The organism is Mycobacterium sp. MOTT36Y (assembly GCF_000262165.1).
Lineage (GTDB): Bacteria > Actinomycetota > Actinomycetes > Mycobacteriales > Mycobacteriaceae > Mycobacterium > Mycobacterium intracellulare.
Genome location: NC_017904.1, coordinates 2076999 through 2089797 on the forward strand (window position 1 = coordinate 2076999; position 12799 = coordinate 2089797).

The 12799-nt window shown below is 66.4% G+C and carries 10 protein-coding genes and 1 tRNA gene; 9 read left to right on the plus strand and 2 right to left on the minus strand.

Annotated elements, in window-relative coordinates:
- Window positions 1-38: 38 nt before the first annotated feature.
- The 7 genes from W7S_RS09625 (at window position 39) to W7S_RS09655 (ending at window position 6922) form a co-directional block, all read left to right on the plus strand.
- A complete protein-coding gene (locus W7S_RS09625) occupies window positions 39-1556 on the plus strand; it encodes a TldD/PmbA family protein (RefSeq protein ID WP_014711389.1) in 1518 nt (505 codons plus the stop codon).
- The gene (locus W7S_RS09630) at window positions 1553-2926 is read left to right on the plus strand and encodes a TldD/PmbA family protein (protein ID WP_014711390.1); all 1374 of its coding nucleotides are present in this window, start codon (window positions 1553-1555) and stop codon (window positions 2924-2926) included. Before W7S_RS09625 ends, W7S_RS09630 begins: the two co-directional genes overlap by 4 nt.
- 41 nt (window positions 2927-2967) lie before the next feature.
- Complete coding sequence (locus W7S_RS09635) at window positions 2968-3834, plus strand: carboxymuconolactone decarboxylase family protein (protein WP_014711391.1); 867 nt, start codon at window positions 2968-2970, stop codon at window positions 3832-3834.
- Between the two features lie 438 nt (window positions 3835-4272).
- The gene (locus W7S_RS09640; protein ID WP_009953104.1) at window positions 4273-4671 is read left to right on the plus strand and encodes a hypothetical protein; all 399 of its coding nucleotides are present in this window, start codon (window positions 4273-4275) and stop codon (window positions 4669-4671) included.
- Between the two features lie 325 nt (window positions 4672-4996).
- Window positions 4997-5416: a hypothetical protein gene (locus W7S_RS09645; RefSeq protein WP_008255672.1), complete on the plus strand. Its 420-nt coding sequence runs from the start codon at window positions 4997-4999 to the stop codon at window positions 5414-5416.
- A 130-nt stretch (window positions 5417-5546) separates the two neighbouring features.
- A tRNA-Ile gene (locus W7S_RS09650) sits at window positions 5547-5623 on the plus strand.
- A 111-nt stretch (window positions 5624-5734) separates the two neighbouring features.
- Entirely contained in the window at window positions 5735-6922 is a 1188-nt protein-coding gene (locus tag W7S_RS09655; RefSeq protein WP_036429757.1) for an IS481 family transposase, read from the plus strand.
- An 88-nt stretch (window positions 6923-7010) separates the two neighbouring features.
- On the opposite strand, the gene W7S_RS09660 is transcribed toward W7S_RS09655, so the two are convergent.
- Window positions 7011-8162, minus strand: a complete 1152-nt coding sequence (locus tag W7S_RS09660) for an alpha/beta fold hydrolase (RefSeq protein WP_036429187.1) — start codon at window positions 8160-8162, stop codon at window positions 7011-7013.
- A gap of 111 nt (window positions 8163-8273) precedes the next feature.
- Here W7S_RS09660 and W7S_RS09665 point away from each other — a divergent pair, with 111 nt between their 5' ends.
- Entirely contained in the window at window positions 8274-10820 is a 2547-nt protein-coding gene (locus tag W7S_RS09665; protein ID WP_008255677.1) for an excinuclease ABC subunit UvrA, read from the plus strand.
- Between the two features lie 162 nt (window positions 10821-10982).
- On the opposite strand, the gene W7S_RS09670 is transcribed toward W7S_RS09665, so the two are convergent.
- A complete protein-coding gene (locus W7S_RS09670; RefSeq protein WP_014711392.1) occupies window positions 10983-11156 on the minus strand; it encodes a hypothetical protein in 174 nt (57 codons plus the stop codon).
- A 165-nt stretch (window positions 11157-11321) separates the two neighbouring features.
- Between W7S_RS09670 and W7S_RS09675 the strand changes: the two genes are divergently transcribed.
- Window positions 11322-12794 (plus strand): hypothetical protein, encoded by a 1473-nt coding sequence (locus tag W7S_RS09675; RefSeq protein ID WP_008255680.1) that lies wholly within the window; start codon window positions 11322-11324, stop codon window positions 12792-12794.
- The last annotated feature ends 5 nt before the right edge of the window (window positions 12795-12799 follow it).

Below are 12799 nucleotides of genomic sequence, written 5' to 3' on the forward strand. Positions count from 1 at the left end.
TGCCGCGGTTTGGGGTGAGCGGCCGTTACGGTGGACCCGTGACACCGAACCGGGGGATCGATGCCGACTTCCTCGGCCTGCCGCGCCACGAACTGGCCGACGCCGCGCTTGCAGCGGCCACCGCTGCCGGGGCCACGCACGCCGACCTGCGCGTTCATCGCATCACCACCGAGATCATCCAGCTGCGTGACGGCGCGCTCGAGACGTCGGTGATCAACCGCGAGGTCGGCCTGGCGGTGCGGGTGATCGTCGACGGCACCTGGGGATTCGCCTCGCACGCCGAGCTGGTGCCGTCGGTCGCCGCCGAGACCGCGCGGCACGCGGTGCAGGTCGCCACCACGCTGGCGATGCTGAGCACCGAGCGCGTCGAGCTGGCGCCCGAACCCGTCTACACCGACGCCACCTGGGTGTCGAACTACCGCATCGACCCGTTCGACGTCTCTACCACCGACAAGATCGCCGTGCTCGAGGAGTACTCGGGGCGGCTGCTCAGTGCCGACGGCATCGATCACGTCTCTGCGGTGCTGACCGCGGTCAAGGAGCAGACGTTCTACGCCGACACGTTCGGATCCTCGATCACCCAGCAGCGCGTCCGCATCCAGCCCACCCTGGAGGCGGTCACCGTCGACCCCGCGGCGGGCAGCTTCGATTCGATGCGCACGCTGATCCCGCCGATGGGCCGGGGTTGGGAGGTCCTGACCGGCGACGAGGTCTGGAACTGGACCGACGAGCTGGCGCAGCTGCCGGCGCTGCTGGCCGAGAAGGTCAAGGCGCCCACCGTTGTCCCGGGTCCCACAGACTTGGTGATCGACCCGACCAACCTGTGGCTGACGATTCACGAATCCATCGGTCACGCAACCGAATACGACCGCGCGATCGGCTACGAGGCCGCCTATGCCGGAACGTCGTTCGCCACACCGGACAAACTGGGCACCATGCGGTACGGGTCGCCGGTGATGAACGTGACCGCGGACCGGACGGACGAATTCGGTTTGGCCACCATCGGTTACGACGACGAAGGAGTTGCCGCGCAGAGTTGGGATCTGGTGCGCGACGGGATCTTCACCGGCTATCAGCTCGACCGGGTGTTCGCCCGGCGTCTGGGGCATGAGCGCTCCAACGGCTGCTCGTACGCCGACTCGCCGCACCACGTGCCGATCCAGCGCATGGCCAACGTGTCGCTACAGCCGGCCCCCGAGGACATCAGCACCGACGAGCTGATCGGCCGGGTCGAGGACGGCATCTACATCGTCGGCGACAAATCCTGGTCAATCGACATGCAGCGCTACAACTTCCAGTTCACCGGCCAACGGTTCTTCCGCATTCGCGACGGCCGCCTCGACGGGCAATTGCGCGACGTCGCCTATCAGGCCACCACGACCGACTTCTGGAATTCGATGGAGGCCGTGGGGGGCCGGTCCACCTGGCGCCTGGGTGGGGCCTTCAACTGCGGCAAGGCCCAGCCCGGGCAGATCGCGGCGGTGAGCCACGGCTGTCCCTCGGCGCTGTTCCGCGGCGTCAACGTGCTGAACACCCGCACGGAGGGCGGGCGATGATCCGCCCGCAGCACGTCGTCAACATCGTGCTCGACGAGGCGGCCAAGCTGGGCGGCGCCGACGAGACGATGGTGCTGGTCACCGACAAGGTCGAGGCGACCCTGCGCTGGGCGGGCAATTCGATGACCACCAACGGGGTTTCGGTGAGCCGCAGCGTATCGGTGATCTCCGTGGTGCGCCGGGGCGGCAGCGCGCGCATCGGCACGGTCGTGTCCGCCGAGGCGGATCCGCGGGTGCTCCCCGGATTGGTGGCGGCCTCGCAGGAGGCCGCCGGCTCGGCGCCGGAAGCCGGCGATGCCGCGCCGCTGCTCGCCGATAGCGGGGTGCCCGCCGACTGGGACGCGCCGGTACCGGGGACCGGGCCGCTGGTCTTCGCCGACGCGGCCGACTCCCTGAGCCGCGGCTTCAAGGGCGCGGACCGGCTCTACGGCTTTGCGCACCATAGCGTTTCGACGACGTTCCTGGCATCGTCAACCGGGTTGCGGCGGCGTTTCAGCCAACCCACCGGGGCGGTGGAGATCAATGCCAAACGCGGCGACGCCAGCGCGTGGGCGGGCGTCGGGACACCCGACTTCGTTGATGTGCCAATCGATTCGCTGCTCGAGCAGCTGTCGACCAGGCTGGGCTGGGCGCAGCGCAGCGTCGAGCTGCCGGCGGGGCGCTACGAGACGATCATGCCGCCGTCGACCGTGGCCGACATGATGATCTACATGGCGTGGTCGATGTCCGGCCGCGGCGCGCAGGAGGGTCGGACCGCGTTCTCGGCGCCCGGCGGTGGAACCCGGGTGGGGGAGCGGCTCACCGATCTGCCGCTGACCCTGTTCTCCGATCCGATGGCGCCCGGCCTTGCCTGCACGCCGTTCGTCGCGGCGAGCAGCTCCTCGGAGACGCTGTCGGTGTTCGACAACGGCATGGAGATCACCCAGGTGGACTGGATCCGCGACGGCGTGATCAACGCGCTGGCCTACCCGCGGGCCACCGCCGAGAAGTACGACGCCCCGGTCGCCGTCGCCGCCGACAACCTGGTGATGACCGGGGGGACGGCTACCCAGGACGAGATGATCGCGGCCACCGAGCGAGGCCTGCTGTTGACCACGCTGTGGTACATCCGGGTCGTCGACCCCACCACCCTGTTGTTCACCGGACTCACCCGCGACGGCGTCTACCTCATCGAAGACGGACGCGTGACCGCCGCCGTCAACAATTTCCGGTTCAACGAAAGCCCGCTGGACCTGCTGCGACGGGCCACCGAGGCCGGCGCGAGCGAGAAGACGTTGCCGCGCGAATGGGGGGATTGGGCGACCCGCGCCGCGATGCCGTCGCTGCGGATCCCGGACTTCCACATGTCCTCGGTGAGCCAGGCCCAATAGTTCGATTGCCGCCGGGCGACACGCGCTCTAGCGTGTGACGAATGGCGGCCCCGGTTTCGGTTCGAGAAGACCAGCTCACGCGCCTGGTGGCGCTGTTTCCCGGGGCGCCCGCCGAGGCGCGCATCGCGGCGTTGATCCGGCGGGCGTGCGCGCAGACGGTGTCGCTTCCGCCGCTGCCCTCGGCCGTCGAGGTGGGCGAGCCGGAATCCGACGCCGAGGCGGCCGTCGTCGACTTCGCCGAACAATTCAGCGCCGACGTCGCGGCGATCACCGCCGAGCAACGGTCCCGGTTGTCGAAACACCTCGGGGACCGCACCTTTGGGGTCGTCGTGCAGATGTACATCGCCGACTTCGTCCCGCGGGTGCGGGCCGGGCTGGAAGCGCTCGGGGTCGGCGCGCAGTACCTGGGCTGGGCGGCCGGACCGATCAATTGGGATCACACCACCGACCCGTCGGATCTGGTGTTCAACGACTTTTTAATCGCCGTGGCGCGAATGCGTGCGCTGGACCCGGTCACCTCCGAACTGGTGCGGTTGCGGGGCGCGGCGCAACACAATTGCCGGCTGTGCAACTCGCTACGCGAGGGCGGCGCGCTCGACGCCGGCGGTTCGGAAACGCTGTACGAGGAGATCGAGCGGTTCGAATCGTCGGGTTTGCTCGACGACCGCGCAAAAGCAGCGTTGCGCTATGCGGATGGGTTAATTTGGACCCCTGCGCACCTCGCCGCCGACGATGCCGCCGAGGTGCGCTCCCGCTTCTCCGAGGCGGAATCCGTCGAGCTCACCTTCGACATCATGCGCAATGCCAGCAACAAAGTCGCCGTGTCATTGGGCGCCGACGCCCCACGCGTCGAGAGCGGCACCGAGCGGTATCTGATCGACGCCGAGGGGCACACGGTATTTAGCTGACGGCGGCCGGTGTTAACCCGGCAGTCGATTGCCGCCCGCCGTTTAGCTGCGGGCACCGCGACGCCCGGCGGCAGGGGTCGCCGACGTTTGCGCAGCCGCGTGGCCGGCGGGTGAGCCAGGAGCTCATCCGGGCGCGAGGGCACGAAATGTTAACCATTCGTACATCGACGCGCAAGCGTGCGTTTTCGCTGTGTGCGGGGGTCGTTGGATAACTTAAGCCCCGTCGCCGACACTGAAATGACCACTGAGACGTGACGGTAGCGAAATGGCAGCGTGGCCCCAGCCGGGTGGCCATGGGACGTACGTCATGAGCCGTCATGCCGATGGATTTCCCGGTTCGTTGTTTGCAGCATTCGTAGCTTGGGTTTGCGTCGGAGCCAATCGAGTTCCTGCGCAGAGGGAGGTTCGAACATGACAAGCACCCGTACCCGCTCGCGCATGCGGGTGTCGTCGGTCTGGGCTGCCGGTGTCGCGCTGGGGGCCTCGATGTTCGGCGGAGCGGTGCTTTCCGCGCCCGTGGCTTCGGCAACGTGCGACTTGAGCCCTGCGGATGACCAATACATCAACCTGCTGGCGCAGAACAACATGGTGCACACCGCCGAGTACAGCGATTGTCATGAGGCCGCCGAGGGCCGGTGGTTCGCCAACCAGGTGAAGAGCTCGTCCGATCCGTTCGGCCGGGCCAAAGAACTCGTCAACATGGTGACCAACACGACGCCGCTCAAGGCCGACAAGGCCGAGTGGGAGGTCGAGTCGGCGATCTATGTGTACGCGCCCGAGGTGATCCCGAAGATCAAGGACCAGGCCGCCAAGCAAAACTGGCCGACGGAGTCTTAAACCCCGGGCCCGCGTGTGCCCTGTGCCACGAATATCGAACGGCCGCAACGGCTTTGAATTTCATCCGCCGCATTTGATGTTCTCAGCTAATTGAATAGCGGGGCCTTGAACTGCTGACGACGATGCCGGATGCCGCCGTGCCCGTGGAGGAGCTCGTCGATCCCTGAGCGGGGTAATTCGCTCAAATAGCTTCTCGCGCTGCGATTTTCGATCGTACTTGTTCACCCATTGTTTGTATTCCCGCCGTTTGTCGTGCTCTCTGTCCGTGTACCCATTGGTGTGCGACAGGTGGATCAGCAAATTTCTACGCGAAGGAGTTCGAAAGATGACCATCAGACGTACACGCTCGCGCGGGCAGATGCTGGCGTTGGGGGCGGCCGGCGCCGTCGTGGCGACGTCGATGCTGGGCGAAGCGCTGCTGTCCGCGCCGCAGGCAGCGGCCGCCTGCAACATGACCCCGAAGGACGACCAGTACATCAACCTGCTTGCGCAGAACAAGATGATCCACTCCGCCGAGTTCAACGACTGCAACATGACCGCCGAGGGCCGCTGGTTCGCCGACCAGGTCCGCAGCGCTGACAATCCGTTGGCCGCCGGGAAGCGGCTCGTGACCATGGTGACCAACACGACGCCCCTGAAGCCCGAGCAGGCTGAGTGGGAGGTCGAGTCCGCGATCTTCGTCTACGCGCCGGAAATGATCCCCGCGATCAAGGGACAGGCGGCGCAGGCGTCGTCGCCCGCCTGATTGCGTTTTGTCGATGGGCGCCGCCGCGACGCGGTGCCCATCGCTATGTGACCTGCCATGTGGGCGCCCGCCGCCCGACGGACACTGACTCCGGTCTTCGGCTACGGTTTCCTACGGAACTACCCCGTCGGGGGCGGTAGCTCAGTTGGTTAGAGCCGCGGACTCATAATCCGTTGGTCGCGGGTTCGAGCCCCGCCCGCCCCACCAGAGTTTTTGTATGACGTCGGGTGATGCGTGACATTTTGCCTTCGGTTGATGCGTGTCAGTGTTTCGGCTGATGCGTGACAGTTGTTTCGGTTGATCGGTGACACTCCCTAGATGAGGGAGTTAAGTGTGGCTGAGCAGCGGTATCAGGCCGTGATGGCGGTGATCGGCGACGGGTTGTCGGTGTCACAGGCCGCAGAGAAGACCGGGGTGGCGCGTCAGACGCTGCACCGATGGCTGGCCCGTTATGAAGCCGCGGGCTTGGAAGGACTGGTGGATCGGTCGCATCGGCCGGTGTCGTGTCCGCATCAGATGCCCGGGCAGGTGGAGGCCGAGATGCTCGAGCTGCGCCGCTCGCGACCGTATTGGGGGCCGCGGCGGTTGGTGTTCGAGTTGGCCAAACGAGGTGTCCATCCGGTGCCGTCGGAGTCGGCGGTGTATCGAGCGCTGGTGCGGGCCGGTCTGATCGACCCCGCGATGCGAGATCGACGGTCGCGCAAATGGAAGCGCTGGGAGCGTGGGGCGCCGATGGAGCTGTGGCAGATGGACATCGTCGGCGGGTTCGCGTTGGCTGACGGCACCAGCGCCAAAGCCTTGACCGGTATTGATGATCATTCCCGGATGTGTGTGTGCGCCAAGTTGATGGCTCGTGAGCGCACCCGTGCGGTCTGCGACGGATTACGGGCGGCGCTGGCGGCTTACGGCGTGCCTGAGCAGATCTTGACCGATAACGGCAAGGTGTTCACCGGGCGGTTCTTTCATCCACCGGTCGAGGTGCTCTTTGATGCGATCTGCCGCGAGCACGGCATCGAGCACGTGTTGACCCAGCCGCGAAGTCCGACCACGACGGGCAAAATCGAGCGGTTTCACCGCAGTCTGCGTGCTGAGTTCCTCAGCGGCCGTGAGCCTTTCACCAACCTCAAGGTCGCTCAGCAGGCGCTCGATGAGTGGGTCGAGGACTACAACACCACCCGGCCGCACCAAGCCCTGAAGATGACCACACCGGCTCAACGGTTTCACGCCGGTGCGCCGGCATCACCGCCCTCGAACTCGTGTGCCCGACACGTCGACCGCAGTGGCGATGATTGGGTAAGTCGACGGGTGTGCTCCAACGGCATCGTGTGCGTGTCCTGGCAGCAGGTCTGTATCGGGCGCCACTATGCCGGCGCGCGCTGCGATGTCCACGTCGATGGGGACCTGCTGCGGTTTTGGGTCGGCGATGATCTGGTCAAAACCGCCGCGCGCACCAGCCGCGGCGAGGTACGAAACAAACGGGCCCTGCGCACCAGCGCACCGGCCTAAACCACAACACAGAGTGTCACCGATCAACCGACATAGAAATGTCACCGATCAACCGACTCTGAACACACCACACGCTTTTCACCTGTAGCTATTCGTGGTGCTCGGGCTCGATCCGGGTGTTGTGCCGGATCAGCGATCGCGCCTGATGCAGGTGCTTGGCCGCCCATCGGCGATACGTGCGTTGCGCCCACGACAGTCGCTCCTGCGAGCGCTCGGTACGGCGCACCAGCTCGAGGTCGACATGGTCGAGCTCCTCGGGCCCGATCTCTATTCGGTCGCGGCCGTGGATGAAATCCAATACCAGCGCATCGGGGTCCAGCAGTTCGCGCTCCCATGCCTCGTGGTCGTCGAGGTCCGCGATGCCGATCGTGTCGGCGGCGTCGCGAAGCACCTCGCCCAGCTCGCCGTCGAGCAGTTGACGAAACGCATCGGCGCCCTGGCGAGGATTGGCGATCATCCACGAGTGATACGCGTCCGGCACCTTGTACAGCGTCGCGTCCGCCTCGTTGGCGATTTCGCGCGCGTGCGGGAACGGAACGATCATGTCTTTTTCGGCGTGCACCACCATCGTGGGCATCCCCTCGTCACGGATGGTGTGCAGCATCGGCGTGTAATCGCCGGATTCGATGATGGCCCTGATCGTCCGGACGGCCGCGAGTGGATAACGCAGGTTGGGCACCGCCACCGCGGCCAGCACGCGGAAGTATCCGAGTTGCTCGCCGGGTGAGAGCTGAGTCGGGTCGCCCAGTGTGTCGCGGACAGCGGTGTAGGCCGCGCCCAACGCCTTGGTGGGGGACCTCACCAATTTTGGGATGGTCGTGTCGAACCGCGCTCCGGCCGCCGGGTCGAACAGCACGGCGGCGAGCACCCGCTCAGGCGCGCGTGCGGCCAGTTGGATGGTCATTCGCCCGCCCATCGAATGGCCGACGAACAACGCCTGCCCGATGCCAAGGGCGTCCAGCGTGCGCAACACCGAATCGGCGCGATCGGTGAAGCCGCACGCGTCGCTGGGCAGTCGCCCGGTATCGCCGTGACCGGCGGCATCGACGGCGACGACCAGAAATCCCATACCGGCGATCCGGCTGAGCATCCGCAGATAGGCCCTCCGACTCAGCAGCAGCCCGTGCATGAACAACAACGGCACTCCGCGGCCGCCGACTGAAAGCCCGATCCGGCGCCCGTCATCGAGTTCCACGACGTGATGGCTCAGGCGGATCCGGCTTGGTGATGTTTCCGGCATGGCCACGGCGGAATTCCCGGCTGGCGGGACGTCAAAACCGATTGCCGACAGGTGGTCCTGCCGGGAAGCGCAGGCTTGTGCGGCCGCAACCGGGGTATACCGCTGAGCAAGATGACGCAAACGTCCTACGGAAGCACCGGCGAAATCGATCCTTGTGTGCGCGTTTACGGGGCGCGGGTGCACAATCTGCGGGGTGTCGACGTCGTAGCGCCGCGTGACGCGCTGGTCGCATTTACCGGAATCTCCGGATCGGGCAAATCGTCGTTGGCCTTCGGGACCATCTATGCCGAGGCCCAGCGCCGCTACTTCGAATCGGTCGCTCCGTACGCCCGCCGCCTGCTATTGCCCGCCGGCGCGCCGAAGGTCGATGACATCACCGGGCTACCGCCTGCCGTCGCACTGCAGCAGCGCAGGGGTTCGGCGACATCGCGGTCGACGGTCGGCACCGTCACCACCCTGTCGAACCTGTTGAGGATGCTGTTCTCCCGCGCCGGGACCTATCCGCGGGGGGCCACGGAACGACTGGACTCCGATGCGTTCTCGCCGAACACCGCGGTGGGGGCGTGCCCCGAATGTCACGGGCTGGGACGAATCCATCGGGTGACCGAAGAGACACTGGTGCCAGACCCCGCGCTGACCATCCGCGAAGGCGCTGTCGCCGCATGGCCCGGCGCGTGGCAGGGCCAAAACCTCCGCGACATCCTCGTCACGCTGGGCTACGACATCGACAAGCCGTGGCGGAAACTGCCTAAGCGTCAACGCAATTGGATTCTGTTCACCGATGAGCAGCCGACCGTCGAAATCGATCCGAGCCAGCACCCCGTGCAAGCCGATTATTACTACAACGGCACGTTCTCCAGCGCCGAACGCCATGTCCGCCACACGTTGGCCAACTCCCATAGCGCGATGATGCGACGCCGCGTATTGCAATTCGTCGACACGGTCGGATGCCCGGTATGCGACGGCTCTGGGTTGCGGCCGGAGGCGTTGCGGGTGACCTTCGCCGGGCGCACCATCGCCGACTACTTGGCCATGCCATTGGGCGGCCTCGCGGACACGTTGCGCCCGACGGCTTCTCGGACCGACGCCGTCGCCGCCTACGAGTCCACGACATCCGGCGAGCTGACGGAAGTGGCGACCATGATCGCCGCTGACCTGGTCGCACGCCTGCAGGTACTCATTGATCTCGGCCTCGGCTATCTCACGCTCAGTCGCCGGACCCCGACCGTGTCACCCGGCGAACTGCAGCGGTTGCGGCTGGCCACCCAACTGCGCGCCGGCTTGTTCGGCGTGCTCTATGTGTTAGACGAACCGTCGGCCGGTCTGCACCCGGCCGACGCCGAGCCGCTCCTCGAGGTGCTCGATCGCCTCCGGCGCGCGGGCAATTCGTTATTCGTGGTCGAGCACGACATGGACGTCGTGCGCCGCGCCGACTGGATCGTCGACGTTGGCGCTGGGGCCGGAGAGCTCGGTGGCGCCGTGCTCTACAGCGGGCCGGTGTCCGGCCTCGCCGACATCGAGGGGTCGGTCACTCGTCGCTACCTTTTCGACGGTGCCCGGCCGCCGCGTCGACAACCACGCACGCCGTCCGGGCAATTGCGGCTGCGCGGGATCTGCTTTCATAATTTGAAAGACCTCGACGTGGACCTGCCCCTCGGCGTGTACACGGCGGTCACCGGGGTGTCCGGTTCCGGCAAGTCGACACTCGTCGTCAAGGTCCTCGGCGATGTCGTGCACAGCCATCTCGGCACCGGACGAGCGGCCGAGCCGGCCGAACCCGACGACGACGAAACCGACAGCGGGATAGACGATCTCGATCATGACGCGACTGTCGGTGTGACGGCAGAGGGGGCCGAAAACATCAACCGGCTGGTATCGGTCGACCAGCGTCCGATCGGACGCACGCCGCGCTCGACGCTGGCGACCTACACCGGCCTGTTCGACGCCGTGCGCCGTGAATTCGCTGCGACCCCGAAGGCCCGTCGCCGCGGTTGGACGGCGGGCAGGTTCTCGTTCAACGTGGCCGACGGTCGCTGCCCCACCTGTCAGGGGGAGGGTTTCGTGTCGGTCGAATTGTTGTTCCTGCCAGGCACATACGCCACCTGCCCGGCGTGCCAAGGAGCGCGGTACTCCGACGAGACACTCGAGGTTCGCTATCGCGACCGTACGATCGCCGATGTCCTCGCGATGACCGTCGATGAGGCTTCGGAGTTTCTTGCCGACGTCGCCAGCGCGGCGCGCAGCCTGACCACGCTGCAAGAGGTCGGCCTCGGATATCTGCGTCTCGGACAGCCCGCCACCGAGCTGTCGGGCGGCGAGGCACAGCGGATCAAGCTCGCCGCCGAACTGCAGAGACCCCGGCGAGGGCACACCCTCTACGTCCTCGACGAGCCGACCACCGGGCTGCACCCCGCCGATGTGGATCTGCTCGATAGTCAACTGCACCGCCTGGTCGACGCGGGCAACACCGTGGTGGTGGCCGAGCACTACATGCGGATGGTCGCGGGTGCCGACTGGGTGATCGACTTGGGACCGGGAGCCGGCAGCGACGGCGGCCGGGTCGTCGCGGCGGGGCCACCTGAGCGCGTGGCACGGGCCAAACGGAGCCGCACGGCGCCGTATCTGGCGAAGCGGTTGGCGCCGTCCGGCACTCGGTGAAGACGCCGTCTCACGCCCGGCTCGGCGCTGCGGTTGATCCTTGACGCCCGTAGCGAGTTGAGCGTGGAATCAGCGGCGTCGCCAATGTCGAATGCCCCCAAGAAGGGGATCGCCACTCCGGCAAAGAGGCCGATGCGAAGCGGCTGGGAGGGGGATCATGGGCTATCCCCAGTGCGGCGGCACCTCGCTGCCCGGGCAGTCCGCGTAGCGGCAGTTGACGTCCCGCACCCGCCTGCCGGTGACTTTGCCGTCGCTGTCGTAGCTGTACTCGACCGTGGCCTCGGCCGGACGTCGGCAGTGCGGGCAGACTTCCATTTCGGTTTTGAAGCGCGCCATCATGTCCTCCCGGTCGCAATGCTATTGAAGCGCGCCTCGACCAAACGCGGCGCTCAAGATCCGAGCACTGAAGTGAATTGCGGCGCAATCTCGGGTGGAATAGGGCGGAGGGGAACCAGCGGAGGTAGCGTCAATAGCTGGTCGAGAGCGCAAACGGGCGGTGCGATGCAGCTGAACTGGTTGAACGTCGCCGATCTGATCGCCCAGGCCGGCGGCGATCCGTGGGCGGTCAACAAGAGTTTGCAGGCCGGGAACCCGTTTCAGATCTCCCAGTTGGCGGAGGCCTTTCACGCCGCGGGCCGGTGCTCCACCGCTGCCCAAGAGGAGTTCGATCAGGCCCGCAAACGCTTCGACGCGGCCTGGAACCACCAGAACGGCGACCACCCGATCAACGGCTCAGAAGAAGTGCAGCGGCTGACCAAATCGCTTCGCCTGCAGACCGACCAGTTGCCCAAGATCGCTGCGGACCTGGAAAACATCGCCGCCATGCTGGCCGCCGCGCAAAAAGAGGGCTCCGCGGAGATCACCACGCTGGAACGACAGCTGCAGCTGCTCGACAAGCTGATCGGCGCCGCCACCAAAGATCTGCAGGACCCGACCCTCGACGCGAACAGCCGCAAGGCACTCGAGACCCTGATCAAGGACGCCAAAGCCGACGCCGCCGACGACACGCGGGACGCGCTCAAGCAGATGAACTCAATTCGCGACACTTACACGAAATCGCTGCGTCAGGCACAGGCGAACGGGCACCTCACCCCGCAGGATGCCGCCGCGGTCGCCGAGTTCAAGCCGGCGGGCTTCGGGGACGGGCAAGACGCTCCGCAGAGTGACCCCAGGATCACGGGACCGGCCGGCCCGCCCCAGCACGAGCAGAACACCTACGACCTCCAAGACCAGTTCCAAGACGGCCAGGGCCCGACCTTTGGGGGCGACCCCCGAGATGGCTTCCCCCGCAGCCCGGCATCGGAGCTGGCGCAGGGACCGCCGGGAACTCGTCCGCTGCCGACGGGGACCGCGCTGGGGCCCGACGGTCATCGCTATGCCTTTTTCAGCCACCCGGATGGGTCCGTGACCCCCGGGTTCAACGAATTCGCCACCAACGGGTCGGTCTGGGATTACACCGATCCCGCACATCCCGTGAAAGTCGGTGAGCTGCCGGGGATTTACCAAGCCAGCGGCGTCTACGACCCCGCCACCAACCAGATGGTGATCGTCGGCAACACCAGCAACCGGGTCGGCGACACGACCCGCGGCATGTGGGTGTCGGGACCCATCGATCCGGCCAAACCCAACAGCTGGGTCAACAACCTGCAGCGCGTCGGCACCGTCAGCCTCCCCGGTGATCGCGAAAGCCAACTGGTCTCGCTCAAAGGTGGTGGATTCATGCTCGTCGGCGCGACCAACGGCGGCCCCGTGCAGGGCATCACCGCCGCCACACCGCAAGGCCTGATGGGGGCGACACCCCAAACCCTGGTGGCCCCAAACCAGCTTCCGACCGTCTACGGCCCCACCGTCATGGGCACGACGCTCGACCCCGCGACCGGGCTCGAGACGGTTCAGCTTCGAGTGAGCACCTGGCCGCCCGGGCCGACCTATGATCCCAACACGTGGACGACCACCTTCGGCGTCCAACACTAGGAAGG

What these genes read in the sequence shown, in the direction of transcription:
- W7S_RS09630 (WP_014711390.1), top strand. Translation starts at nt 1,553, where the DNA reads ATGATCCGCCCGCAGCACGTCGTCAACATCGTGCTCGACGAGGCGGCC.
- W7S_RS09635 (WP_014711391.1), top strand. Translation starts at nt 2,968, where the DNA reads ATGGCGGCCCCGGTTTCGGTTCGAGAAGACCAGCTCACGCGCCTGGTG.
- W7S_RS09640 (WP_009953104.1), top strand. Translation starts at nt 4,273, where the DNA reads ATGCGGGTGTCGTCGGTCTGGGCTGCCGGTGTCGCGCTGGGGGCCTCG.
- W7S_RS09645 (WP_008255672.1), top strand. Translation starts at nt 4,997, where the DNA reads ATGACCATCAGACGTACACGCTCGCGCGGGCAGATGCTGGCGTTGGGG.
- W7S_RS09655 (WP_036429757.1), top strand. Translation starts at nt 5,735, where the DNA reads ATGAGGGAGTTAAGTGTGGCTGAGCAGCGGTATCAGGCCGTGATGGCG.
- W7S_RS09660 (WP_036429187.1), bottom strand. Translation starts at nt 8,162, where the DNA reads ATGCCGGAAACATCACCAAGCCGGATCCGCCTGAGCCATCACGTCGTG.
- W7S_RS09665 (WP_008255677.1), top strand. Translation starts at nt 8,274, where the DNA reads ATGACGCAAACGTCCTACGGAAGCACCGGCGAAATCGATCCTTGTGTG.
- W7S_RS09670 (WP_014711392.1), bottom strand. Translation starts at nt 11,156, where the DNA reads ATGGCGCGCTTCAAAACCGAAATGGAAGTCTGCCCGCACTGCCGACGT.
- W7S_RS09675 (WP_008255680.1), top strand. Translation starts at nt 11,322, where the DNA reads ATGCAGCTGAACTGGTTGAACGTCGCCGATCTGATCGCCCAGGCCGGC.